This window comes from Patescibacteria group bacterium, assembly GCA_041674405.1.
Taxonomy (GTDB): domain Bacteria; phylum Patescibacteriota; class UBA1384; order XYA2-FULL-43-10; family XYA2-FULL-43-10; genus JBAYVT01.
In genome coordinates, this window is the sequence record JBAYVT010000005.1 from 43339 (window position 1) to 70179 (window position 26841).

Consider the following 26841-nt stretch of genomic DNA (forward strand, 5'->3'; position numbering starts at 1 on the left):
TAGTTTCAGGAAAAACTCAATAATAAAATCAAGCCTTCTACAAACTAGAAACTGGCTACTAGAAGCTATCTGCTATCCCAATACTCCCTTAATGTTTCCCTCACCAATACCAGGAAGATCAATTACATCTACTTTTGACCTATCGCGAATTTCTTGGTCAACTATTTCGCGGGGTTTGCCATACTTTAATCGGGACAATTCAACCATAGCACTTCCCAATTTCTTGTTTTCGTTTTGATCAGGAGCAACGCTTGCCGCGTTAAACGGCCTCGTTGGCGCTCCGTCAATAAGCATTTTGATATAAAAATTGTATTTATCAATTGTCGTCATGTCGTCGATTTTTAATGGATCAAACTCTTTGATAAGAAATTCAGCATCGACGGCCCCGATCCGGAAAGCCACCAACGTGCCGGCGTTTCCCATAACAGCATCTCTGATTTTTTCATCCAATTGCGCCACATACTGGTTTGTAATATTGAGCGAAAGTTTATATTTTCTAGATTCAGAAAGGATAGTTGCAAACACATCCGTGATAAAGTTTTGAAACTCGTCCACATAAAGATAAAACGGGGTTCTGTCTTTTTCATTTGTGTCCTGCCGCGAAAATGCTCCCATTGCAATTTTGGATACAATTATCATTCCAAGAAGAAAAGCATTTATCTCCCCTATCAATCCCTTTGATAGATTGCAAATCAATATCTTTTTTCCATCCATAACTTCTCGAAAGTCGAAGGCTGATTTATTTTGGCCAATAATATTTCTCATCATGTCATTGGTCATAAATCGTCCAAATTTCGAAGTAAAATAGTTCAACATTTCTGACTTGTGAAAATCTGAAGTTTTTGCCATTTGTTTTTGCCAAAACGCCTTAACGACAGGATCTGTAACATTTTTCACGCACTCTTTTTCAAAATCCGGATCAGTAAACAGCCTAGGAATGTCAACGATTGTGCCCCCTTCTGGCTGAACCATTAAGGTAAGGGCGGCATTCCTCATCCAATGTTCGAATTGCGGGCCCACAATGCCGGTTTGGCCCGGATCAAACAATTTATAAAACATCTGAATTGTTTCCTGAACCAAGAAATCTCTCTGCTCCGGTGTCTTCCACTCAAGCATATTAAGCCCCATCGGCCGTTCAATATCCGCCGGGTTAAAATAGATGACGTCTTCCGCCCGTTCTTTGGGGATGCGGTTTAATATGTATTCAGCAGCGTCGCCATTCGGGTCAAGATATGCCACTCCCCGGCCTTCGCGGATGTCTTGCATAATCATGTTTTCAAAAAGAACGGTTTTACCAACGCCGGTTTTACCAATCATATATATATGGCGTAGCCGATCTTCTTCTTTTATTCTGACCGGCTTTGTTTCTCCACGATAAATGCTGTTGCCAATAATCGTTCCTTCGTCTGGCAGATTTGAAGGCGGAGCCTGTCTTTTTGCCAAAAGCCAAGCGACATTTGGCGTTTCGACAAATCTATTTGGCATGTGAATTATCGAGGCCAACTCTTCTGTGTTTAAAATCATTTTCAAACCAGCGCCGAAAATCCTAAAAATATAATTTCCCACTTCCCTACCCTTGTTTTTAGCTTTTTTGGGAAGAATGTTATTTGAGTCCGGTGCATTAAATTGGGAAAACGCACTAGCAATATTCTTTGCATTTAGCTTCGCTTCTTCGGCCGTTTTTGCAACCGCCACAATCCTAACTTGAACATCAAACCCTATCTTTGCCGCTTTTTCTCCTAAAAGTTTTACCTGCGCTTCTTGCATCGGCGTCTGCTTATACGGGTTCTGTGGGTTATACATTGGATCATGCTGGCCATCTTTGTCACCAGGTTTTACCGCATTGTTGCCAACTTTTCCAATAAAATTAAAGAAGGTTTCTGTCGCCCTTACGGTTTTATTATTAGAATACGAAAGCCTGGTTTTGCCTTGTTGGATATTGTAGGCCGCTTTCTCTGAACCCACTCGCCAAACCTGATTGTTTGGACGGATCATGACTTGTATTCCCGCTGACTCATCTTCGGACAATTTGGAAAGCGAATTGGTGATTGCATTCAGGGGGTCTTCCTCCAGATTTTTATATGTCCGAATTGGAAAAATATATCTGCGAGCAAGGATCAGTGTTAGAATTTCGATAGGCAGGGGCTTATCTGGAAAAATCGAGTAATCAAGATCGCGATCGATATTTGCTTCAGGATATTGCGCATGCAGGTTTTTCTCCACAATCTCAGCAATTGTCGTAGGGCAACCGATATAGAAAAATATTTTGCCGTTTTTTGCAATTATCTCCATAGAAATGTGGTCTTGGCCCGTAATGGATTTTTTTAAATCTTTGTCAAACAAAGAGTTTATGCTGGCATAGAAAGGTTCAATCACAGAAAGCATCTCCTGAAAATTTTTGCGCTGGTCATCTTCACTGGCGTGTGGCTCCTTCGGCACGGAAACTCTAAGCATAGTCCAATCTTCAACCAATTCAAGCTGTTTTCTGTGCAAAAATGCATTACGAATTTTTTTATACAGAAAACTGATTACAATGATGATTGCTATTATTGCGAGAGGCCAAATCCACCAAGGCGCCCCTCCTCCGGTATCGTAATAATTGGGATCTGAATACATTCGGAAATTTCTAATTTCTAATGACCAATTTTTTAATCCCTAAATTTTTTAGTTATTAGATTTTAGTTATTAATTATTAACTAAATTATGCCGCTTTTCTCAGTTGCTCTTCTTCCGATGCTTCGCGTCTTGCATCCGCCGCCATTTCTTCAATATCATGAACCTGTTTTGATGACACTTCGGAAGAACGAGCTAGGCCAGCCGCCCAATTTCTGAACCGGGCAGATAACGGCAATTTCGGCCCGCTAGCTTGTTTCTGTGTGCCTATGGGAATTTCACGGCTAGACTGAGAAGAAATATCCACCGGCTGAATCTCCCCTATGACACCTTCTTTCTTTTTATCTTCTGTCGGCTCAATAATTTTAGCATGCGGTTCTTTTTCAAGGGTAGGCAGGGGCCCCGGTTCCGCTTCAACGCTGGCCACAATATGATCTTGCGGTACCTCTACCAATTTTACTTCATCCTTTTTAGCCTGAATGTCTCCACTTTCCACTTGTTCATGTCCTTCTGCTTCTGTCTGATTTGGCAATACGGGCTGTGTTTCAATAACAGGGGCTTCTGTTCTTGGCAGAGGTTCTTCTTCTACATTATCAATTGTAATATTACCACCGGTATTATTTGCCTCATTTATTAACTTAAGGGCCTTTTCTCTTGCCGGATTTACAAATTCTGGAGCGCTGGCCTTTATGCGACCGCTAGCTGCCGGTTTTTCTCCGCGCAATATTCTAATTTCTTTGCCCCCATCAAGTGTTTCCGCGTCTAACTCTTTTTTTGGTTTTAAGGTCGGATCCAAAGGTTTGGCCGCTGGAGCTTCTGCTAACGGCTGATCCATAAGGCCATCAAGTTCTTCCACGACCACTGCCGCAGAATCATCAGCCCCACTGGCTGCATCCTTTGCTTGTTGTTCTGGATCAAGATTTCTGGCCCCTGAAACAGGCTCGTCTTCATCACGAAGTTCAATTGCTGAAACTTTGGGAGCTTGGGGCAACGAGTTTTTTATTGCTTTAACGGCGATCTCCAAATTTTTACTATGGTCCAATCCCCTTTTGTTAAGATCGCGCCTAGCAAGATCCTTGTTTACAACATCGCTTTTCGGAGGCAAGTCTTGGTCAAATTTCTCTATTCCTCCGGAAACGTTTCTGCCCTGCTCACTTAGCACTCCCCCATCTGGACCAATTGAAACAATTTCCTCCACTTTGGCTGGGCCTTTGGGTAATTCTTCACGAGCGACCTCAGGCTCAACCGCAGGCTTTGCAACCTCTGGTTCCAATTCATCTGGACCGAGATATTCCAATTTGGGCCGCGAAATCTCTTCGGCTGGCTTAGCTTCTTCAGGTTCTATTCTCGTCGAAGCAACTGGCTCCGGATCAATTTTTTTTCTTCCCGCCATCCTTTCAAGCCGCAATCTAACCCTCTCCGGAACGGATATCGGAGTTTTCGCCTCAGCGTGCACGTCTGTTTCAGCCATAGAAATCGTGACATCTGTACCTTCAGTTGTATCGTCTGGGCCAATCATATATTCATTCAGTAAGGCTCTTTTTTCCTCAGGTGAAGCACTTGCCAATCTCTCTTTGAGATGCAAAAACAAACCAACATCAGGCTCTTGATGTTCGGAATTTGAAAATGCCTGGGCAATGCCGATTAAACTTCCATCCTTCTTCTCGGGGTCACTACTTGCCATCTTTGACAGGTGCCTTTCTTAAAAGCTCGTCCTTAATATCCATGAGCTCTTTTAGGATTTTATCTTCATATCCCGGAATATTTGCTTTCACAAAATCGTTAATCTCAGCCGCATCCGCTTTTTGGGCAATTTCCGAAAATTCCGCAACTTTGCCCTCCGGCAGATAAAGCATAATTACATTGAGAATTCTCGCGTTAACGAGCTCCTCCATCTTCTTTTCTACCTGTTCTCTTTCAACATCTGAGATACCGGAGTTCTTGCCAAATCCAAGATCCTCCATTAATCTCTCTTTGTACATTTGAATGGTGGCAGCAACATCGGCCTTATCGCCGCTAGATTGGTCCGAATTTGCATCGTTCATATTTGTTTGTAGATTGTCATCCAAATCGGCCATATTCCCTCCAATATATAATTATAATGTGACTTTGCTAAAATATGAAAATTCCATCGCCTTAAGGGAAGACTCGTCAAGACTGACAGGGGTTCCAAAAGTTCCGGTAGCCGGGTCAAACGGCTTGAATTCGAAATTTGGGGCAGTAAAACTATCAAGTTGCAAGAATCTTCCAAATGAGCTTGCATACAACACACAATTACTCGCATAACCAGCGCCAGCTAAAGATTTTAAACTATCGACGAACTTATCCTTCTTTTTGTCTGTAATTCCGAATTTACCCTCAAGATTGTAATCATCCCCGCTCACATTTATATATGCATCAACTTCCCAGATTAGATCTTTGCCATCTTTATCGACATCTAGAATAACTACATCAATATCTGCACCCGAAGGCAACATTGCAAGTTCGGCGATCCTTGGTGATTTGACAATCATCTTTTTGCTCGGAGCACCTTTGCTTACGCCAGTAAGGATATAATCACCGCCGAGCCTCTTTAGCTTTCCGGTAAACTTCTTGCCCAGATATTTTTCATAAGCTTCTTTATCAAATTCTTCTTCTGGCTCTATTTCTGGTGACGAACCTCTCCCTCTTGAAACAACATTGACTAAATTCCTATCAATAGTTCCTTCGGCAGTAAGTATGTCATCAAGTGAAAATTCCGGATGCGGATTTACAGGCGTTGGCCCAGATAATTTTTTCCTATCCGCTTCCGTCATCTTAAATACAAGCCTGCCACTTGCATCAATATCGGTAATTTCAAATCTTCGGTCTCTTGTACCGATAACATATCCGGCAGGCAATGTGGTAAACATGACTGTCGCCCCGATCAGTTCTTGCTTTACATTTTCTTTATTTTCTTTAGTCTTGTCTCGCTTTTCTGCCTGCTTTTCCGACCGGTTCTCGGCATTTTCTTTGCGCCGGACATCTTTTGCTTCATCTGTAAGCCTTCTTTGCGCCTTTTCATTGCCCCTTTGGGCTTTATCAATACCCAAATATCCGGCAACAGCAGCCACTCCTACGCCTCCGGCAATTTTCGCCATAAGAGAAGCAGAAGCTGCATCAGCTGAAGAATTGTGTGCTAAATCCAAGAAATCGGTGGCAAGCGAAGGATGGGAAAGAATAAAATGTTGAATATCAGGCGGGAAGGAAAGAAAGGTTTCCTTGTTGTCCACAAGAAACTGGCCAAATTGTCCGCCATCCGGCATCGCCACTGACAAGTCTAAATTCGAATGGTCGGCAAGATTAAACATTTCGTGCAGATTGCCGGATTGAAGATATTGATTGAATGTGGCCTCATAGGTCGGGCCTAGTCCGGTGGCCTGATCAAACCCAAACAGAGCTCGATCCCCGCCAAATTCTTTAATTGCATTTATGTGTCCAACCATATCGATATGCTCAGGCGGAACCATGCCTTGTCCCATATCTTGGTTGTAAACATCAAAATTATTTTGCATCGTTTGGAAGTGTTGTAAATCTTCTTGGTATGCGGCATCAGTTAGTGATGCTCTCTTCGCATCCAATGCGTCATGGAGCACTTGCTCGTGAGACTGGGTGTGCAAAATATGCTCCGAAATCCAATCGTTCACCCCATGCATGCCGCCATGGTGTTGAGCATAGTCAACGACTGTTCCAATTACGCCTCCAAACGCCGCGCCAACCATTGCGCCCTTGACCGCAGTCATAATTTCCGCTTTGCGCTTTAATGCAAATATTTGATCATAGGTTTCTCTCGTCTCTTCTGAAGCCATTCTGGCTATCTCTTTAGATTCATCTCCCGCATCAGCTAAAGCTTGGTCTATGCGCGACATAACCGGATTTAGCTCTTTATTCTCGGCCAATCTTTCGTTTCTACGATCTCTTAGAACTTCCTTCATCAATCGATATTTTGAAATATATTCGAGTTTGGCTTGTGCATTTCCACGCACATTTCTCGCATCCATCGCATTTTTCATAATACCAAGAGCAGTGTATAAATCAGCTTCAGTCATCTTGGACATATCTGTTTTGCTCTTCGAAAGTATATCAAGGTTTGCCATCCAGGTAGCTGCAGATTCCTGCTGATTTCGGCCTCGCATCCAACCCCAAAATCCGCCGGCAGCACCACCACCAACTGCACTTGCAGCAGGGCCTGCGAGATGTAGTCCGGCACGCACACCTGTCCGTATTGCCATACCCACGCCAACAGAGCCGACCATTCTGCCTGCCCAGTTGTTCCATACACCATTCCAAGCACCACGAATACCGCGCCGGGATGCGATTACTTGCAAAAGAATATTTGCATCAGAGTCCATTTCGGTCAAAATCGCCCTTACTGCCTCAGGATTGCGCAGCATCTCTGCGTGTTCTTTGGCAGCATCTTGCTCCACTAGGGTTCTTGGCTTCGCAAAACCATAGCTCGATCCCCAATCGTCTCGGTCGATAATACTACCGACTCGCTCGGCAATATCTTCGTTTACATCGGTGCGCCTTTCACCTCGTGTAGCCAATTTCCCTCCCTTATTCACGCATAGAATAATTATAGCAAAAACAATTGGGAATGAAACCCGATTCTTTGTACAAAATTATTGTAGCAAACATATTTGCAAAACAAAAGCAAAAAACGGCCGCCCGGAGGGCAACCGCTTTTGCGTGCGATCATTTTGTACTTCTTCCCAGTATGATCAAACTGGGGAATGTAGCACGTTACGGTCTCGTACCAGTGCTTCGGAAGCGAATGCCCCCGATGCGAACGCGGAACTCGTAGTTAGTCCCGGCAGGAGCCTGCTGTTCCCACTCTTCCCACAGGTTACCAGCCATGCGAACGATATTCGGCCAGAACAACCATACCAGCAGGCCGATAACACCTCCGATGACCAGGACCAGGACCGCCCAGCGCCAGACCTCCCCTCTGACCTGAGCGCCCGTCATAGGCGGCGCAGCCGGGGCCTGGACGGCCGGCATGATCGTAGCAGGAGCGACAGGTACCGGCACGGACGGAAGCGGCGCGATCTGCGGCTGGGCCGCAGGGGGCGCCAAGGGGGCGGCGGCCGGGGCCTGCGGAGTCTGGACCGGCGCAGGTGTCGTGGCAGTGGGCGGGGCGGTGGGAGCAGAAGCAGGATCGGTCTTGGTCGGCGCATCCGTCGTCTTGAGGACATAGCGCTTGTCCAGCTGGCCCTGCGTCTTGTAGCCCCAATCCTGCAACCAGGCGTTGGAAGCGGTCTGTCCCGCAGGGGGCAGCCCGTTAATCCCATGCTGCTCCAGGTTATCTACCCGGCCACCCAGGGCGTTGAGCTGCCCCTGGAGGTGGCTGATGTTCCCAGACGCCCGGCGGGCACGGGGAACATCGCGGTGGATCGTGGCCTGAGCTAGCTCCTGCCTTGCGGTGGCAAGCTGGCCCTGCAGGCTGGCGATCTCGGCGTCCTTCGCCGCGATCTGCGCGGCGTTGTTGGTCGGAGCCGGAATCGGCCCCTGTGCCAAGACGGCGCAAGCAGACAAAACGACCAGGAACAAAACGGCTATCAGGTTGTGGGTGGTGAAGTTTTTCACTTCAACCTCTCTTTCTGCCCTTCTCGAGGGCTATCGCAATAGCGCTCGAGGTCGGACAGGTATTTGTCTTCCTCGGAGCAATGTATCTGCCAGCATTCGCGCCAGAATAATGATCACGCCAGAATTACGCTGATCTTGCATTCACATTGCTTCGAAGAAGTATATATTGTTAAGGTGCCATCGCTCTCAGTATCCCACTTCGCTACGCTCCGCGGGATTATTAGGCTAAAGCCTAATAAAAAGTGCGATAAGGTGCTGTACAACAACACGGGTGGAGGGGGAACCCATGGCTCAAACGACGAATCGTTTGAATGTCATACAGCACGCTACCGCACTAATATTTCAGGAAAGTGTGCGACATTGTGCCGGATAGCAGTCACAGGCGGAGGGGGAACCTGTGTCTCGATATGTTTCCGAAGAAACAATCAAGAAAGCTATCCAGCACGATGTCGCACAATGTTGTAATTTCCCTTCCAAGAGCTTAAGATCCCTCTCTCACCCTCGGAACACGCTATTGTAGCATATACTATAAATTTTGTCAAGACCTTTAATTTATTACTTTCTAAAATAAATTGTAGTGTGATAAAATATTGATGTAATTATAAAAAGCTCTATTTTGAAAGAATAAAAGAAAGGAAGATATGGGAATATTTGACCGATTCCGCGGCGGCGGAAAACCAAGTGATCCAACGATAAATATTGAAAAAGAAGATTTGCAGCCGACAGACAAAGAAATTAAAGAAGCCAATAAGACCAAAATGGATGAGGCTCTCAATGACCCCAAATTTACGGCGTTTCTTGAAAAATTTGGCGATACTGAAACAGTTGATGTAGGTGAAGATAGTTCGGAAATTCTTGAACGTTATGAAATGTATCAGACAATCGGTTCTGCTTCAAAAGAAATTAAGTCAGTATTGCGCGAAGAAATATTTGCCGACACCCAAATAAATCTCACTGACAAGGAGTTGGAATGTGTTAATGAGTTCATGGAAAGCTTGGCAGTCGAAGGCGGCAAAGGCACAATAGAGACTATCACCAAGACTATGGCCGAATTTAGAGAACTCAAGCGGCAAATTGAAACAGAAGAACAAGGTCTATCTCAACGATCCGAGGCATTTGAAAAGAGAAAAGCCGCATTTGACGCAGCCAAAGATATCAAGCCCTATAAACGTGTATTGGAAAGATTTTTAAGCAAAGACGAAGCTGGGGCAATTCAGGAAGCGAGAAAAGCCGGCGTTGAGGTAGCCGGTTTCGGCAATCGTAATTTGGCGGCTAAGGAAGAAGAATTTAAAACCGAAGGATCCACCATAGACAATCTCAAATCTGCACAGGAAGCGAGGCGCAAACAATGTGCCGAAGCAAGAGAAGTGCTTCTTGGGCAGTTTGCCGAAGATTCCGGAGCAATGAACGCAATACGGCAAAAGATTGCTGACCGCCTCACCGGCATGGTGACCGAAGAAAGCAAGGCGGGCAAACTCGATGACGCACAATCACAGCTCGAACAATTCAAGTCAGTAGATAGCCGCTATGTCGACGAGGAAAGATTGGGCGAAGATTTTCAGAAAGAATTGGATAAATACTTAAAAGAACGCCTCGGTGAAATGATCAAAACCACCCTAGGAAAACTAAAATCTGAGCGCGGTCAGCTAGATACGGCAAGAAGAAATTTAGACCAATTCTTCAAACGCGAGGTGATGGGTTCTGCTTCCGGTGAAGAAGTAAAGGAATTTGTCGGCCAAACCATCACAGAGGCTTATAAAGATTTGAGCTATCCACAAAAGCTTCTGGTACGAAAAGTTTGTGCAGAAAATGGGATCGATTTAGCAAATTATGTTACAAAGACAGAACCTAAGCCTGAAGATGATGAAGAAACCAAAGGTGGTTCGAAGGATTCCGAATCCTCTGTAACAGGGTCTGTGGAAGCCGAAAAACAGGAATCACCTGCTGGATGGCATGTTGAAGATGGAGTTTGGGTTCGCGATACAGCTCCTGCTTCAGCAGAAAATCCAGGCGCGGATGGTCCAAAAATTATTAACCCGACAAAAGCTTCTACTCCTGAAACATCAGCAGAAAATCCTGATGCCGGCCATGATCAAGCTATTTAATTAATTTTTGAAGGAAAATTATGGCAAATAACATTGAAGAAATTGAAAAATTGCTAAAAGAAGGCAAGAAAGACGAAGCTAAAAAATTGATCACCGATCTCGTCTCTCAAGACATGAGCGACAAAGAAAGAGGCTCAGTATATACCGATCTAGCCCTTGCTTACATGGAGATCAGCAATGAAATTAATCGAAAATATCTGGAAGAATTGCGAGAAATTTCTGCCGGTTTAAAAGAAATTGACCAAATCGATACAGCTAACAACTCCGAGTTCGAAAAAGCTCAGGCACGCAAGAATATTTTAGACTCGTAAATTTATTTTTCTTTCAAAGATCGCATTAGTTCTAAATATGCCCAAAGGTTGTGGAGTGTTGCAAGCCGCAGCCCCAGTATTTCGTTTTCACGCAAAAGATGTGAAATATATGCTCTCGAAAATCCGCCAATACATGCCAAACAGCCGCAATTTTTGTCAATCGGCATAGGATCGGTACGGAACTTCGAATTCATCAGATTTACCAATGAATAGCTTCCGGAGTCATTATTTTTTTGTTTTTCGTTATTAGCTTTGATGTAGACGCTTCCGTGGCGGGCTAATCTTGTTGGTAAGACACAGTCGAACATATCCATGCCCAGCTTTGTTGCTTTTATAATATCATCCGGCGTTCCCACACCCATGAGATATCTGGGCTTATTTACCGGCAATATCTCCCCCATTAGTTTTACAGTTTTCCACATGTTGCGAGTTTCATGATCAACTGCTAATCCACCCACAGAATAACCATCGAAACCAAGGGCAATCATTTCTTTGGCACATTGCCTGCGCAGGTCAAGGTCAAGCCCACCCTGGACAATGCCAAATAGCGCGGGCTTCGCCCGCTCATTGTTGTATTGTTGTATTGTTGTATTGTTTTCATCAGCAATTTGACAATTTGACAATTTAGCCATTTGACTATCGAAATATTTTTTCGATCGTCTTGCCCATTCGATTGAAAGGAGCGAAGCCTTCTCGACTTCCTTTGCACTCGCCTTTCCGCTTGGACACCAGTCGAGCGGCATCATAATATCCACCCCGAGATCAAGCTGAATCTGGACAACCTTCTCTGGAGTAAAAAAATGTTTCGAACCATCTAAAAAAGAGGTGAATTCGACGCCATCATCTTTTATTTTGACGAGTGAATTTCTTCCTTCTCCGCGCTCTCCCAGAGAAAAAACCTGATATCCGCCGGAATCAGTAAGGATCGGCTTATTCCAACCCATGAACTTGTGAATTCCGCCGAGCTTCTTAATCAGTTTCTCGCCCGGACGCAAATAAAGATGGTAAGTATTGGCAAGTACAATCTGTGCACCAAGACTTTTAAGCTCTTCCGGTGAAACTCCTTTTACACTGGCTTTCGTGCCAACAGGCATAAAAAAAGGAGTCGAGATCTCGCCATGCGCCGTCTCAATTTCGCCGACTCTCACACCGCTCTTTAGTTTTTCTTTTAACTTAAATTTCATGCTTTTAGAATCAAATTCAACGATACGATATATTATCAAAATTTATCTTGAAGATTGTATCAAAAACGACCCAAACTCTCAAGAGAGCGGGCCGTTTTTGTTTACAATACCTTAGCTATAACTAGATATCGTAATTATTTCAATTCAACTGTTGCGCCGGCTTCTTCAAGCTTCTTCTTGGCGGCTTCAGCATCTTCTTTTTTCATGCCTTTAGCAAGCTCTTTTGGAGCGCCGTCAACTAAATCTTTGGCTTCTTTAAGACCAAGATCGGGCTTGATTTCACGCACAGCCTTAATAACTTGGATTTTCTTGTCTCCGGCTGAAGCAAGAATTACGTCGTATTCCGACTTCTCTTCCGCTGCTTCTGCTGCACCGGCACCACCAGCTGCTACTGCGCCGGCCATTGCGACTGGGGCAGCTGCAGAGACACCAAATCTCTCTTCAAGCTCTTTGACAAGTTCTGAAAGCTCAAGCACGGAAAGATTCTCAATCTCTTTAATAAGATCTTTAAATTTGCCGGATGGAGCTGGTTTTTCAGCTTTTTCTTCCGCTTTTGGCTCTTCTTCTTTGGCCTCTTCTTTAGCTTCCTCTTTGACTTCCTCGGCCGGGGCTTCGGTAGTCTCGGTTTCTTGCGTTGCCTCGACGGCAACTTCTTCTTTTTTCTCTTCGTCTGCCATGTTAACTCCTATAAAATTTAACTAAGAACTAATAATTAAAAACCGACAACCAATTTAACTTATTTTTTCTCTGTATTGCGAAAGCACATTTACAAGCCCGCGGATATTGCCGAGAAGGACATTGACCATACCAGAAAGTGGAGCGGCGAGTGAGCCAACCACCTTGGCATACAACTCTTCTTTTGAAGGAAGCGATGCCAATTGCTTAATCGCTCTCTCGTCGATGTATTCGTTTTCCAAAATTCCACCCAAAACTTCAATTGCTTCATGCTCTTTGGCAAAAAGATCAATTTCTTTAGCGGGAGCAACTTCGTCTTCTGTCGCAAATGCGATTGCTAAGGGCTTATCTAAAAGCTCGGGGGCAACTTTGATTCCAGTATTCGACAGCGCAATTTTAAAAAGCGTGTTTTTGGTCACATGAAAATGGACTTTTTTCTCTCGAAGCCTGTTTCGAAGCTCTTCGGTTTCAGTTACTTTAAGCCCTTTGTAGCCGACCAAAACCGCACTTTTCGACTGCTTTAAGTGCTCGGTCAAAGTCTCAATCAATTTTTCTTTGTATTCTCGTGTTTTTGGCATTGTTGCTCCGATGATATTAAAAATATCTGCGTAAACCGCAGACAAATATCAAACTTAAAAAGTTTGAGGTTATCCTACACAAGATATTTAATCTCGCCCCGACAGGACGGAACTTGTGGTCTGCGGATTACCTGTTTAATTTAGCAAATTTCTCGAAATACGTCAACTATTTTTTCGAAACGGCGAATCGGACGCTTGGACCCATTGTGGAGGCAAGATATGCCGAAACAATTTTGCCCTTAGGAAGCGCGGAAAGAATTGCGTCAATGTTTGCTTGAATATCTTCATCTTTGAATGAAACCCTGCCAACCAAAACATGGACAATATTCGTTTTATCAGCTTTGAATTCCAGTTTTCCACCCTTGAATTCAGCCGCAACTTTTGTGACATCATCAGTCACGGTTCCTGTTTTCGGGTTCGGCATCATACCCTTCGGCCCGAGAATTTTAGCTAGTTGCGCCAATTTTGGCATCATAGCCGGGCTTGTAACCACTAGATCAAAATCGATTTTTCCAGACTTTACTTTTTCAACAAATTCATCAATATTTTTTTCTGTTACTTCTGCAACATTTTTTTGCTTTGCAGCGCCGCCCGGCAAATTCACTGTGCCGCGAATGTTTTCTGTTTTTTTATCTATTCGAACATGTAGTTCGATTGAAGAATCAAATTTGGTAGTCGACGTTTCTTTAACCAATTTAATAGCATCGATTTCTTCGTATGTCTCACTTTTTTCAATCTTTGTTTCAACTTCACGATATTTTTTGCCGTGACGAGGAGCTTTTCGGATATTTTTAATAACCGCTTCGGCTTTTTTTTCTGCTTTAGCTTCTGCTTTGGCTTCTTCAATTTCCTTCTTGATTTCTCGCTCTCGCTCTTCTGCAGCCTTCAAAATCTTTTTTTCGTCAATGATTTCTTCTTCAGTGACTTCGCTTACTTTTTCTTCTTTTTCTTTCGCCATTTTTCTCCTTATGTGGTCAAGCGACCGCCCGAGGCGGCCTCCCACTAAATTAATTAACACAAAATTTATATCAAAAAAAACAAGAATGTTCAACCTTTTTCATTGACTGTATTGAAAAAACATTGTATATTCTTCCTACCCCTTGCGATACTCCCAAAGAGAGGAGGTGGCAACATGTTGGATCAGATGCCGGCAGAAACAAGCGCCGCTGCCAAGCAACTCGATGAGGCAATATTGGCAACACTCTCTGCTGAAGCTGGTCTCCCCTATCCAGTGCTGGCCATACTGGATTCTGTTCGACATCGTACCCAGTCAAGGATAGAAGAACATGCCTTGCTCAGACGACTAGGCCACTTAGTGCAGATGGGCACAATCAAGCAAGACCGGGACCGCCGCTCCGGCTCACCAAGATGGCGAATCCGATAGGGGGAGGTGATCGTGTTGCCTCACACGATCAATAGCCGATGACGGCCCGCATCCCCGCGGGCCGTCAAAGCTTTTTAATCAGACATTTTAGTACTCAAGGTCGTTGCCTTTATCGGCTCTTTTGATCCGATAAAATTTAGAATATATTCGTTCGCAATATCTATGGCTGAATCGATAATTTTTTTTTCGCGATCACTAAATTTTGATAGAACAAAATCCTTTGTATCGATTGGTCCGTCAACTTTTTCGACAACCTGTTCCCCGCCGTTAATTGGCAAAATTCCAATTCTAACACGAATAAAACCGTCAGACCCAAGCGTATCAATAATGTTTTGAATCCCATTATGTCCGGCACTGCCGCCTTTTAATTTAATTTGGGCATGGCCAACAGGGATATCGATATCATCATGATAAACAATAAGCTGGCCTATCCCAGCCTTGTAAAACTGCAGTATTTTATTTACAGCCTCACCCGATAAATTCATAAATGTATTAGGCTTTACAAAGATTACTTTTTCGCCTTTTGTGCTGACTTGGCATATTTCAGCGTTAAACTTTTTATCAAAATGAAGTTCATTTTCATTCTCAACGCATAACTCCTTTTCTTTAAGCAGCGCATCTATGGCAAAAAAACCCGCATTGTGGCGAGTGCCTTCGTACTCTTTGCCATGGTTACCAAGGCCTACAATAATTTTCATACTTCCTCATACTTTAAAGGCCAGGAATATTCAAACTTCCCGCAATAGCCTTCATCTTTTCAGCAGCATGGGCCTGAGATCGTGAAACAGCCTGTGAAACTGCATTTTTTAAATCATTCTCCAATGCCCTCTTGTTTTCCGGCTTCAAGGATTCCTCGTCAATATCAATATCGGTTAAATGCTGTTCTCCATTGAACACAACTGTAACCCAACCATCATTGCTTTTGGCTTCAATCTCGGTATTTTTAAGTTCTTTCTGAATTGCTCTCGCTTTCTTCTGAAGTTCGTACAATTCTTTTGCTTTGGAAAAATCTACCATATAATCCTTTCTCAAATTAGAAGTTTGAATTTGATTTTTTAATGTTTTATGCAGAAAACATATTTTTTATTGCGAAGATAAATATACTCAAAATAAATGCAAGTATCAATAGAGCAAGAACCGTAACCAAAATCGAGATAAGCTCAGGTGTCGCCAGAAACCCTAAAGAAGGCCTAAAATGTGTATAACGGAAAATAATAAAAACCACAAATAGTATCACCAAAATTGAAACAAGAATATTTCTCATATCCACTACTGATGGTGTCATCGTGACAGCGATAGATAAAATTAAGTAAAAAGCCACAATTGTTGATATGCTGGTAAAATTGAGGGACTTCATCGAATCAATGAACCAATGAAAGATGCTTTGAGCATTAAATGTGACCTCGCTGACATTCAGCGTTTTGAAACCAATAAATTTTGACAAAAAATAGATTGCCAAAGCGCCGATCACAAAAGGAGAAAGAGAAATCAATATTGGGCCAATTATTGGTATTTTGGAGTGGCCATGTTTAACCTCGCCGCCATCAGATTTAAAAAAATTAATTGAGACAACTTTTGCACCAGTTAACAAGCAAAAGAAAGCATGAGAAAGTTCGTGAAGGATTATTCCTGGAGCAACAAAAATTCGGTAAAAACCGCCAGTAGCGTATGACAACATCATATTAATCCCAAAAGATAGCACAAGAATCGATAATATTATGATTGTAAATTGCAGCACTTCACCCCTCTTAAAATTAATTATCTACAATACTTTTATCTTTATTGAAATATTTTAATTCAGCTTCGATAAATCCATCTAAATTCCCACCTAGGACGGAATCAGGATCTTTTGATTCGTATTCAGTCCGATGATCTTTTACCATTTTGTAGGGATGGAGTATATATGATCTAATTTGGCTCCCCCATTCAGGTTCCATGCTTTCACCACGCAGCTCCTCGATTTTTTCTTTGTGTTGAGACTCGAGCATCTTTGCCAGGCGCGCTTTTAGCACGCTCATTGCATTTTCTTTGTTTTGCAGTTGCGATCTTTCATTTTGGCAAGTAGCCACAATTCCAGTTGAAATATGAGTTATTCGGACAGCCGAATCAGTAGTATTTACTCCTTGACCACCCTTACCACTGGAACGAAAAGTGTCAATTTTCAGATCGCTTTCTTTTATCTCAAGTTCTTTATTGTTTTCAACTTTGGGCATCACCTCAACGAGAGAAAAAGAAGTTTGTCGCAGAGCTTTGGCATTAAATGGCGATTGCCTGACAAGCCGATGCACACCGCCTTCACCTTTTAGCTTTCCGTATACATAAGAGCCATCAATTTCCAATGTTGCGCTTTTTATTCCAGCAATACCACCTCTGGATTCATCGATGATCTTTACATCATACCCATTAGACTCCGCCCACCTAATATACATCCGCATGAGCATTTCCGTCCAATCTTGGGCATCGTCTCCTCCAGCTCCGGCATAGAAATTTAGTATAGCTGAGTGGTCATCATATTTGCCCGAAAAGAGTGCAAGGAGCTCCAATTTTTCAATTTCAGGAATCAGGGAATTCAGTTCGTTTTCGTCCGCTATTTCAGCCAATTCAGATAATTCATCAAATTTTTCGGCCAGCTCTTTAAGATCTTTAAGCTCTCTTGCTTTCTCGTTTGACAAATTCTCGTCTGCCCAAAAAGAAGGAGAGCTCATTTCTTCTTCGATTTGTTTAATTCTATCCTTTTTTTCTCCGATATGAAGCAAGGTCTCCAAATCGAATAATCGTTTTTTTGCACCCATAAGTTCATATTACCAGATTCTTGTTTTTCCGAGAATAAGAAAACCAGCCCATTGTATCGGGCTGGTTTTCTTATTTATTTAATTCACACTTTTTCTGGAGGCCTTAGTGAGTAATTTTTTTTGCTTGAGATAAGTCAAGTTTACTCCCGCAAACAAAGATCCAAGAAGGCTCAAAACCCCACCGGCTGCAGCGCCGGTCTTGGGAAGAGGGGTGCTTGCTGGCACAACTTTGGTCAAAATCACGGTTTGGGCAGTCGAAGAAATAGTATTTCCGCCCATAGACAAATATCCCGTATTTATCAGTTGTTCCCCAGCGGCAATATTTGCAGAAGTGATCACCCTGAATCTTACATAGCCTGATTGTCCAGGAGCTAAGGTGTTGATGATAAATCCCTTGGTGACATCTTCAGAAATTACATGTTCAGTGCCATCCAAGTTAATTATCGCAGGAACCGAAGTATCCAGGGCAACATTGGCTGGAAGGACATCGGAAATCTTCACCTGGTCAGCTGGCCCATCTCCAGTGTTTGCAAAATCAATTTTGTATTCCAGCATGTCTCCAGGAAAGGCTGTATTTGATTTGGAAAATTCCAATTCATTGCTGGTGATATTTCTAACAACTTTATTGATCGACAAGACAGGCTCTCTGTGTGGTCTTAGAATTATAATCGTGATTGTATTTCCATACTCGTTAAATAATTTATCATCGAAATGAAAACCATTTTGCGGGTTATCAGGCAATGGGTCCATCACCTTAACCGTAAATTTCCTAACCACATTTTGCCCCGGATCAATTCGAACTTCCGGCCAAATTACTTCTTTGGAATTATTACCTTCCTCTGGATTATCTTTGACAATACCCCCATTACTTATACTGACAATGTTTGATTCCTCTAACACATCGCCGATACCATCCGAAACCACAAAGTTAGTAGCAATGGTTCCGGTGTTTTTGGTGTTCAAGGTATAAATAATAACATCGCCAGGCCTGGCAGGAGTAGATGTCGCATCAACTTTCAAAGTATCATTATAAGCAGACTTTGAACGATGAATATTAACAACTCCGGCTTTCAAGTCAACAATGGCTTCATCGTTAACGTTAATATTACCTGAAATTGCATAGGCAACATTCGTTACAGATTTTGCAACCAATATGTAAGAAGGCGCTTTTGCACGAAATTTAATCACCGCGCCATTTTCCGCGCCAACCTTAAGGCTGCCAATACTTACTCCACTAGCAAAAAATCCGGCTGCGTCAAGATTGGTTGTGCTGTCCTCTTTGGTCATCGTAAGGGAATTATCCACATAGGTTAAATCCGAAGGCAGGCCATCAGAAGCTGTAACTTCCTCAAGCGTTGATTCTCCAGGATTGGTAATATTTATTTTGTATTCCACTGACTCGTTTTGATCTACAGATGTGCGCTCGACAAAACTAGTCTCATTCTTCGAAATGTTCCTTACCGCTTTCTCAATATGCAGATTACCCGGATTCACTTTTGCAGTTGTTTTAAACTGGAACATTACAAAACCGGCAAATTCCCAACAACCATTGATATCTCCGATATTCAAGCCAGACGAAGATAGAAGTTCTGATCCGTCTTGCCCAAAAGGAAGCGGAGTTGGATTGTTTATATCAGGATTGCTTGCCTGATTTGGAAACCACTTAACAGAACCAGGAACCAGTTTAAGCGTTGCATTTTGATCAAGATTAACAGTCAACGTATCAGAAACTGCAGCTACGCTATCAGCTGAAATTGTGGCGGACAAAACAGCTGTTTTGTTGGTGGTCTGTGCAGGCATGGATACCTTAATGGTTGTATTTTCAGCGGTAGTATTGACCTGGCCATTGTGATAATAAATTAAACCATCTATCACATCACCAGCCTGCCCGTCTACAGGATCACGCCAATCATCATCCTGTGTATCACGAGTTGAATTAAAACCCCTAAAAAGCTCCTGATCACCCGGCAGGAAATTAAACCTCGGGCCATCGGCATTGATTCCGATTGCAGGTGAAATAACTTGAGAAATCAAAAGCGCTGCGGCGGCTACGCCTAAAACATACTTTAATTTCTTTTTAATTTGTGAAAACCATTTCATTTTTTATCCTTTTTTAGCCCTCCGCGAACACATTATTTTATTTCTAATAAATACTTAAAAAGTTGGTGCAGGAATCGGCATAAGCCTTAGAATCGAACGCGCAATGTCGGAAATTTCCGCTACATTATCCCCCTTTACAAAAGCAGTATTGGTAAGGGTGTAATCTCCGATCGGCGGGCAACCAACAATAATCCCTGATAACTTGATGATCTTACTCTGGCCCGGATTCATATTACCCAAGCTAATTCCGCCGGCGAAAGTGATTCCATCTGGAACTGAAATACCATTAACCGTCGTGGAACCGGGGACATAATTTACATAAAGCGGAAAGATGTCTCTAGCTTTAACGTTAGTTACAGCCGCATTTCCGGTCGCAGTAACAACGATTTTATAAGTGATCTTTTCTCCCAATTTCACATTATTTTGTTCAACCCAGGTTGATCCGCTTAATACGGTTTTCTGAATTGTTAATCCAGATGTTGTCGAAACAATCACTCTTGCTGTGCTCTGGCCCTTAAACACTCCGGCCATAAAAAGCTTCGCTAAGTTGTCGAGGGTTAGCGTCCCTGCGGGAACTGTCGAATCAACTTTCACTTTGTATATAACCCTGATTGACCCAGCGTCGAGAGGCGCGATATTCGGCAGATTAACCCCGGTAGAAAAAATCGTATCTGGCAGCTTTACTCCGGCTGGATGTGAAGCATCGAAATAAAAGGTTGTGCCTGTTTCATACTTCATATGAAGAGGTAATACATCTTTAACTGAAACATTGTTCGCAGTTACATTTCCACTATTTTCAACTTCCAACTTATATTCAACTACTTCTCCTGGATTCGCGGTAATCTCTTTGTGCCAGACATTTTCATTCAAGTGCTTAACATTCTTATCAATTGAAAGAGCTGTGTTGCCTTTGATTTTTCCGACAAATGTTACAAACCCCGCAAACTCCCAGCATCCATTTATATTTCCTATATTTACGCCATTTGCGCTGGTAATTCCATCAGGCAATGATTGTCCGGGTTGGCCAACATGAGTGGCTTGTTCGGGAAACAATTTAGTTGAACCGGGCACATATTCGATTATTCCACTTGACGGAAGATTAATTGTCTGTCCCGATATGCCTTTGACTGCGCCATTGATTATAGTGTCATAGATTGGGGCAGTTTCATCTGACCACAGAGCGCTTGTCTCTTTTAGCGCATTTGACTCGCCTGTCGGCAGTGAAACGCGAATACGTACATTGTGGGCTGTCGAATTTAACATTCCATTGTGGTAATAGACCAAAAATGCAACTTCATCACCGATATTGGCATCGATCGGGTCAGCCCAATCATTGCCCGAAGAAACAACAGATGCACGAAGCATCTCCTGGTCGCCAGGTAAGAAATTAAATCTTGGTGTTTGGCTTGTGTTATTTGATTCGGCAACTTTGGCATTTGAAGAAACCAAAGACAGCGAAATCAAACTTACAACAGCCAAAATAACGCCAATTGTTCTTTTGGTTTTTGAAATTCTTGTTTTTGATTTGTCCTTAACTCCGTGAAACAATTTCTCTCTCATTTTTTGAAAGAATGACATGTTTCTCCTTACTAGGCTTAAGAATTTCAATTTATTACTCGCACAAAACCATACTAAATTCTTGAGCTAATGTCAATGTGTTTTTTCACTTTTTTCACCTTACCAAACATTCAAAATTTAAATGCTTGGTCGGTGGCCCTGGCGCATAGCGCCAGGGCACCGGTTTAGTTGTACCACACCGCCCGCTAGGGCGGTGTGGGCGTGGGCACGGGGATCGGATCCCCGCAGGTCCCCGGCACCTTCTCCTCCTTGTTCGCCATCCCGGCGAATAGGGTGAGAAGCGTCTCGGTACAGCCTTCGATCACCCGAGCCATGCCCACCGGGCAATCCGGGAGAGGCTGGCTGGGGCTGATCCCCGCAGGAGCGACCCACTCCCGAGCCGGCGCGTACACGACGTACGGTACCGGGTAGGGCTTGGGGATCTCTACGACCACCGGGTAGGGTACCTTGACCTCAACCCGCTCAGGACACGCCAGTTTGCACGCTGGCGGTACCGGAGTGCATGGGATGAAGAAGCGGCCCCTAGCTAGGTTACCGCACCGCACCATACGGGTAATCGTGTACCAGCGCCCCTGTACCCCGTCCTTGCAGCCCATCTCTGCAGGTACTGCGTAGACAGTTTCTGTGGGGATCAGGTACCCGGGAACGAAGCGACCTTCGGACTCAAACCAGACCTCGGCGTCGACATACTGATTGAGCCGGTAGGCCTCCTGGCCGTTGATCGCCGGGCAGTGCCGCCCGATCGGGTACGTGTTCGTGATCTTCTCCGAGAGGTTGATGCCCGAGGCAAACGCTGCCCCGACCATGACCATCAAGAGAAGGGTGAGGATCAGCGTCAGCTTACCCCTCATGGATCTCACCTCCTGTGAGAATCAGCACTTTGACTTTCCCGTCGAGCGGGTACGTCCAGGTGCGAGTGTCCGGAGATGTGGACAGCGCGAAATGCGTATAGCCACGCGCTGCCTCACACGTGAACCAGGACTCTCCCTTGTCTCTCGCCGCGACCGTAAACGGTGCGTTGGGAGCGATCCAGCGGCCATCTTGCTGAACCCACAGGAAGAGTGTCGCCGATGTCTCGCCGGACTGCTCGTCCAGCGCCACGACGAAGGTGGAGTCGGTATGCGCCTCGCGGAGGCGCTCGGCCTGAGACTTTACCGGCGGTGCCGAGGTAGTGACAGGCGTGGTCGTAGTGGAAGGCTGAACGGAAGCAGGGGGCGGATCCACAGGAGAAGCTTGCTGCTGCTCCTGCATCTTCCGTAGCACCGCTTCCGCCGCTTCCGCCCGCTCACGCTCTGCCTGAGCCTGGGCCTTAGCGGCTGCGGCCTCGGCTTGCGCCGCGGCAACTGCCGGATCAGGCCCGTTCTGCCGAGGCATGAACGGAGGTGCGAACCCCTGTGCAGCGCGCGCTGTAGCAGTCGAGATCTCCTGGTAGTCAGCTGGCTTGCAGGCCAGCATTATACTAGAGGAGAACATACTGTAGACACGCGACCGGTAGACCGGCCACAGGGCCTTGGGAAGGTCCTTTTCGCACTGCACGCCGCACTGCCCGTTGAGGAAAGAGACGATGTCGGCGTTTACGTTCTGTACGTTGAACGCTATGGCCGACTGGTCGGTCCTCATGACATGGTCAGCGTGCCTGATGAAGAAGAACCTGTAGTCCCTTCGGGACTGATCGTGGCGAACCTCTGACACGAGGAAGTAGCGGCCAGGACCGAGCCGATTGAGATCAACCCAGAGCCGGTTATCCTCCGCAGAAACACACAGCCCGTCCAGTCCCTCAACTTCGACCCGGGTTCCCTTCAGGTGGCAGTCCTCAATCCCGAATACCCTCAGGTCCACCGACATGCAGCAGGTCTCTTCGGTGATCTTGTATGGCCTAGGATACCCCTCCGAACAGTCCTCGGAGACCGGAGCCGTGAAGGTCTGGCCCAGAGCCCAGCCGTTCACCGTGCCACCTTCCTTGTTGCTGAAAGTGACAATTGCGGTGGGCGAACTGATGACCGTGGTTCCCTTGACCGTGATCAAAGGGATACCAAACCCACCGAAGATCGTGGTCTCGTCGGCCGAAGCCGGCGCGAGACAGACCGCCAGAATGGCAGCCAGAACCAGCAGTACGACGAATCTAGTGCGCATGGTTATGCGCCTCCTTGTGAGTCCCCTTAGCGGGGTTAGTGTCCCCGCAGGGGGATTTTGTATTCATCTATATCAAAGTGCCACCTCGCTCGCTGCGCAGGTGGCACAGTGAACGAGGTCAATCTCCGCCAAAACCGTAGTCTTGGCAAGAGGCGAATGATTTAAAAGTCATCACGCCTTCTGCCAAAAAAGTTCTTCAATTATTTTTGACCTTTCCAACCTCGGCTCGACCATCGGACGAGACGGGTGATTTTCGAATTATCTTCACAGATCCAGCCAGGAATAAGGCGAGAAACGATCAAGGTATTAGCCAGACCAGGTTCGCATTTTTTAAGGAACCATCAATGTCAGCTATAGAGCTTGCCGCCCATAAGGCCCCTTATTCCCAGCCAGACCCGTAAAAACAATCTCTCAACTTCGGTCGAGATAAATCTCCGCTTCAGTCGATGTAAACAATTTCTCAATTCCCTTGGAATAAAAAACGGAATGGAAATCTCTTTCCATCCCTCACTTTCACGAGAATTACTTTAGCACAATTATCGAATCTTGTCAATATCTGACTCTACTATTTCGCATTATTCGAACAAATTAGCTACAGACAGATCGGATAAATATTTCTCTGGATTTCTCAAAAAATCAACCCGAGACAGATCGGTAACATAATCATATGCCGGATTATCAAGATAAGGCCCAATAATTTTGGGGGCTGATTTCAGATTTTTAACCGGCAGGAGTTCTCCGTATCTTGGATTTTTGACAATTTTCTTTTCACCAAATTTATCTAAAATATAATATGCAGCTCCCTGTTTATTTTCAAATTCAGAATAATCAGAATCGAAACCATTACAAACCCAGTTTGCCATTACAAGAGTGCGATTTCCGGCGTTGATTGTGGCGTGTCCATATCCTGGGGGTATAACGATTGAGTTTCCCTCTTCAACTTGGCAGATAATCACATCGGTCACAATGCCGTTCTCTAAATTTTGCACAAGACATGTTGCGACGCCAGACGCTACATAATATAATTCCGGATATTGAAAATTTGTACCCTGCTTGTTTGGGTGATAATGCCCTATGGTTTTTATATATTCATCTCCAATTTTGGCTGGCGGCACAACGGTAAGATCAAATCTCAAATTGGAATTTGAAATTTTCTCGGCATCAGCCATTTTTTTTACGCCTCGGTACATTAAATATGAAGAATTGTCAGAGAGTGGAACGTCCTGATTGGCAGCAACTGGGCGAAGGTCGGAAAATTTTCTCTCACTGACTTTTTCCACGTCGACAGCGGCACCAAAAGACAGCCTGCCGTTTTCTTCAAGCAGAGCAGAAAAGCCGATTTTGTCCGTAAGATTAGTCATTTTTAATCATGTTAATTATTTTTTCAATATCTCGAATCGATTTGATCGAAGCTGCTTGCTTTCTCATCTCTTTTGCATTTTGGAATCCTCTAAGATAAGCCAAAAGATGTTTTCTAAATTCAATTATACCATGATCCCCTTTTGTTTCGTAAACAAGTTTTGCATGTTTCAATATTAAAGCTGTGGGTTTCAAGCTGTTAACTGCAAGCTCTGCAGAAAAGATCCATGGCTTGCCAAAAGTGGCTCGACCTATCGCTACCCCATCAAGCTTAATGCCCCCTGATTCACTCCTTTTGATGGCTTCATCGTAATTTGAAATATCACCATTGCCTATAATCGAAACTTCCTTATTTTTGATCTTTGATATTTGATCTTTGATTTGATAAATATTTTCCCACCTGGCTATGTTCTTAAAGCCATCTTTATAGGTTCGGCCGTGAATTATGATTGCATCGGCTCCGGCTTCAGCTAATCTAGGAGCAAAATCCAATATTTCATTGTCATTTTCCCAGCCAAGACGAGTTTTTACCGAAAGAGGAATTGATATTTCCGCCCTAACTGCGCGGACGATTTCGCAAGCCAAATCAGGATTCTTAAGAAGCGCTGCGCCGTGATCCGATCCGATAACTTTGCGCGCCGGGCAGCCCATATTGATATCAATTCCGTCCGGCTTCAAATTTTCCACCACCCATTTGGCGGCATAAGCAAATTTTTCGGGATATTTTCCAAAAAGCTGAACTACTATCGGCCTCTCGTCGTCGTAGAACGAAAGTAATTCGGCTGTAGAATGATTCTTGCCTTCGACTTTATGGACTTTACCGACTTTATGGACTTTGAACTTGCCGTAGGCAATCGCATCTGCAGAAACCAATTCTGTCATCACGACATCGGCACCATATCCTTTGCACAGAATTCTAAATGCTGAGTCGGTATATCCGGCCATGGGAGACAATACCAAAAGCGGATTATGGGGATTTTTTCGAGTCCAAATATTATTCATTTTATTTCTTAGTTACCTTACTACCGCCAGCCGTATCTTCAACTTTGTAACCAAGCTTGTCAATTTCATCGCGCAAATCGTCGGATTTGGCCCAGTCCTTTTCCGCTCGTGCTTTTTCCCTCTCTCTGACTAGATTTTTGACCTCTTCGGGAATATCTATCTCGGCCTTTTCCCCTAGATTAAGACCAAGAATTTTGTCCATCTCAAGTAACGTTAAATATTTTTCACCGGCCTCAAGGCTTACATTGCGAATCATTTCCCAAACTACTGCCAATGCCTCCGGCATATTCAAATCATTAGCAATTTTCTCTTTGAACCCGTTTAAATATTTAGAATTTTGGATTTGATTGGAAATTGGAAATTGGAAATTGGAAATTCCGCGGATGATATTAAGTAAACGCTCCCTAGAATTTTTAGCCGCGGCCAGCGCTTCCCATGTGAAATTTATCTTGCTTCGGTAATGCGCAGAGAGGCAAAGATAGCGAAAATCTAATGGGTCAAAACCGCGCTCTTCAATATCGGCAAGCTTGTAAAAATTGTTCAGGCTCTTGCTCATCTTTTTGCCATCAACTAAAAGATGCTCTCCGTGAACCCAGAAATTGGCAAACGGTTTTCCTGTTCTGGCTTCTGATTGAGCAATCTCATTTTCGTGATGGGGGAAGATTAAATCGACGGCACCCGCATGGATATCGAGGGTATCCCCAAGTCTATCTTGCGACATAGCAGAACACTCAATATGCCAGCCCGGGCGCCCCTTGCCAAGTTCTGTTCCTGCCCCGAGCCATGTCGAAGGGTCCCAAAATATCTCTCCATCCGCTTTGTCCCAGGCTTTCCAAAGCACAAAATCAGCTGGGTTTTCTTTATCGTACTCATCTTGTTTGACGCGGGCACCGGCCCTTAGGCCTTCCTTGTCAAGATGTGAAAGTTTTCCATAATCTGTAAATTTTGAAATTGAAAAATAGATCGATCCATCATCGGCCTTGTAGGCAAACCCTTTTTCCAAAAGCTCCGAAATAAACTTAACCATTTGCGGGATATATTCGGTGGCACGAGTAACCGTGTCGGGCTTTTCAATATTTAGTTTAGAAAGATCGTAAAAAAATAATTCTTCATATTTGCGCCCGAGTTTTTTAAGCTCATCCTTCTTGCCACCGCTGTTTTTTATAGTTTTATCGTCAACATCAGTGATATTCATTATATGATTTACTTCATAGTCGACAAAAGACAGAACTCTTTTTAAAACATCCTCAAAAATATAAGTACGCAAATTTCCAATGTGTGCATAATCATAAACTGTCGGCCCGCAAGTATATAGCCCGACCTTTTTATCGTTAATTGGCTCAAACTCTTCAATTTTCCGTGATAGAGTGTTAAATAATTTCATATTTTTATCCTAATAAGACAATACAAGATCAGCTATCCT

The 26841-nt window shown here is 44.1% G+C and carries 23 protein-coding genes; 3 read left to right on the forward strand and 20 right to left on the reverse strand.

Annotated features, from left to right (window positions below; translation table 11 throughout):
- Positions 1-72 precede the first annotated feature (72 nt).
- The 5 genes from WC080_03860 to WC080_03880 form a co-directional block, all read right to left on the reverse strand.
- Positions 73-2616: a hypothetical protein gene (locus WC080_03860; protein ID MFA7244395.1), complete on the reverse strand. Its 2544-nt coding sequence runs from the start codon at positions 2614-2616 to the stop codon at positions 73-75.
- Positions 2617-2701: 85 nt separating this feature from the next.
- Positions 2702-4297, reverse strand: a complete 1596-nt coding sequence (locus WC080_03865; protein MFA7244396.1) for a hypothetical protein — start codon at positions 4295-4297, stop codon at positions 2702-2704.
- Positions 4287-4691, reverse strand: a complete 405-nt coding sequence (locus WC080_03870; GenBank protein MFA7244397.1) for a hypothetical protein — start codon at positions 4689-4691, stop codon at positions 4287-4289. The genes WC080_03865 and WC080_03870 overlap by 11 nt, the downstream gene beginning before the upstream one ends.
- Before the next feature lie 18 nt (positions 4692-4709).
- Complete coding sequence (locus tag WC080_03875) at positions 4710-7178, reverse strand: hypothetical protein (protein MFA7244398.1); 2469 nt, start codon at positions 7176-7178, stop codon at positions 4710-4712.
- 196 nt (positions 7179-7374) lie between these two features.
- Positions 7375-8217, reverse strand: coding sequence for a hypothetical protein (locus WC080_03880; protein ID MFA7244399.1), 843 nt, complete (start codon positions 8215-8217; stop codon positions 7375-7377).
- A 641-nt stretch (positions 8218-8858) separates the two neighbouring features.
- On the opposite strand from WC080_03880, the gene WC080_03885 reads away from it, so the two are divergent.
- Both WC080_03885 and WC080_03890 read left to right on the forward strand, forming a co-directional pair.
- Positions 8859-10322 carry a hypothetical protein gene (locus WC080_03885; protein ID MFA7244400.1) on the forward strand — a complete coding sequence of 488 codons (1464 nt, stop codon included), beginning with the start codon at positions 8859-8861 and terminating at the stop codon, positions 10320-10322.
- Between the two features lie 20 nt (positions 10323-10342).
- The gene (locus WC080_03890; GenBank protein MFA7244401.1) at positions 10343-10633 is read left to right on the forward strand and encodes a hypothetical protein; all 291 of its coding nucleotides are present in this window, start codon (positions 10343-10345) and stop codon (positions 10631-10633) included.
- A gap of 2 nt (positions 10634-10635) precedes the next feature.
- Here the strand turns inward: WC080_03890 and WC080_03895 are convergent, their stop codons facing one another.
- From WC080_03895 to WC080_03910, 4 genes are all read right to left on the reverse strand, one after another.
- On the reverse strand, positions 10636-11817 hold the full coding sequence (locus WC080_03895) for a tRNA guanosine(34) transglycosylase Tgt (protein ID MFA7244402.1): 1182 nt from the start codon (positions 11815-11817) through the stop codon (positions 10636-10638).
- 134 nt (positions 11818-11951) lie between these two features.
- The gene (rplL, locus tag WC080_03900) at positions 11952-12317 is read right to left on the reverse strand and encodes a 50S ribosomal protein L7/L12 (protein ID MFA7244403.1); all 366 of its coding nucleotides are present in this window, start codon (positions 12315-12317) and stop codon (positions 11952-11954) included.
- Positions 12318-12548: 231 nt separating this feature from the next.
- Positions 12549-13070, reverse strand: a complete 522-nt coding sequence (gene rplJ, locus WC080_03905) for a 50S ribosomal protein L10 (GenBank protein ID MFA7244404.1) — start codon at positions 13068-13070, stop codon at positions 12549-12551.
- 166 nt (positions 13071-13236) lie between these two features.
- Positions 13237-14028 (reverse strand): 50S ribosomal protein L1, encoded by a 792-nt coding sequence (locus tag WC080_03910; protein ID MFA7244405.1) that lies wholly within the window; start codon positions 14026-14028, stop codon positions 13237-13239.
- A gap of 174 nt (positions 14029-14202) precedes the next feature.
- Here WC080_03910 and WC080_03915 point away from each other — a divergent pair, with 174 nt between their 5' ends.
- Positions 14203-14454, forward strand: coding sequence for a hypothetical protein (locus WC080_03915; protein MFA7244406.1), 252 nt, complete (start codon positions 14203-14205; stop codon positions 14452-14454).
- 74 nt (positions 14455-14528) lie between these two features.
- Here WC080_03915 and pth read toward each other — a convergent pair whose 3' ends face one another.
- The 11 genes from pth to cysS form a co-directional block, all read right to left on the reverse strand.
- Positions 14529-15152 carry an aminoacyl-tRNA hydrolase gene (gene pth, locus WC080_03920; GenBank protein ID MFA7244407.1) on the reverse strand — a complete coding sequence of 208 codons (624 nt, stop codon included), beginning with the start codon at positions 15150-15152 and terminating at the stop codon, positions 14529-14531.
- Between the two features lie 13 nt (positions 15153-15165).
- Positions 15166-15471 carry a YbaB/EbfC family nucleoid-associated protein gene (locus WC080_03925; GenBank protein MFA7244408.1) on the reverse strand — a complete coding sequence of 102 codons (306 nt, stop codon included), beginning with the start codon at positions 15469-15471 and terminating at the stop codon, positions 15166-15168.
- A 46-nt stretch (positions 15472-15517) separates the two neighbouring features.
- Positions 15518-16135, reverse strand: coding sequence for a M50 family metallopeptidase (locus WC080_03930; GenBank protein ID MFA7244409.1), 618 nt, complete (start codon positions 16133-16135; stop codon positions 15518-15520).
- A gap of 73 nt (positions 16136-16208) precedes the next feature.
- Positions 16209-17246: a peptide chain release factor 2 gene (prfB, locus tag WC080_03935; protein ID MFA7244410.1), complete on the reverse strand. Its 1038-nt coding sequence runs from the start codon at positions 17244-17246 to the stop codon at positions 16209-16211.
- Positions 17247-17324: 78 nt separating this feature from the next.
- Positions 17325-19346, reverse strand: a complete 2022-nt coding sequence (locus WC080_03940; GenBank protein MFA7244411.1) for a hypothetical protein — start codon at positions 19344-19346, stop codon at positions 17325-17327.
- A 54-nt stretch (positions 19347-19400) separates the two neighbouring features.
- The gene (locus tag WC080_03945; protein MFA7244412.1) at positions 19401-20924 is read right to left on the reverse strand and encodes a DUF11 domain-containing protein; all 1524 of its coding nucleotides are present in this window, start codon (positions 20922-20924) and stop codon (positions 19401-19403) included.
- Between the two features lie 185 nt (positions 20925-21109).
- Positions 21110-21775: a hypothetical protein gene (locus tag WC080_03950; GenBank protein MFA7244413.1), complete on the reverse strand. Its 666-nt coding sequence runs from the start codon at positions 21773-21775 to the stop codon at positions 21110-21112.
- The gene (locus WC080_03955; protein MFA7244414.1) at positions 21765-23057 is read right to left on the reverse strand and encodes a hypothetical protein; all 1293 of its coding nucleotides are present in this window, start codon (positions 23055-23057) and stop codon (positions 21765-21767) included. Before WC080_03955 ends, WC080_03950 begins: the two co-directional genes overlap by 11 nt.
- 575 nt (positions 23058-23632) lie before the next feature.
- Positions 23633-24418 carry a glucose-6-phosphate isomerase family protein gene (locus tag WC080_03960; GenBank protein MFA7244415.1) on the reverse strand — a complete coding sequence of 262 codons (786 nt, stop codon included), beginning with the start codon at positions 24416-24418 and terminating at the stop codon, positions 23633-23635.
- The gene (locus WC080_03965) at positions 24411-25418 is read right to left on the reverse strand and encodes a tRNA-dihydrouridine synthase family protein (protein MFA7244416.1); all 1008 of its coding nucleotides are present in this window, start codon (positions 25416-25418) and stop codon (positions 24411-24413) included. Before WC080_03965 ends, WC080_03960 begins: the two co-directional genes overlap by 8 nt.
- A 1-nt stretch (position 25419) precedes the next feature.
- Positions 25420-26802 carry a cysteine--tRNA ligase gene (gene cysS / locus WC080_03970; protein MFA7244417.1) on the reverse strand — a complete coding sequence of 461 codons (1383 nt, stop codon included), beginning with the start codon at positions 26800-26802 and terminating at the stop codon, positions 25420-25422.
- Between the last annotated feature and the right edge of the window lie 39 nt (positions 26803-26841).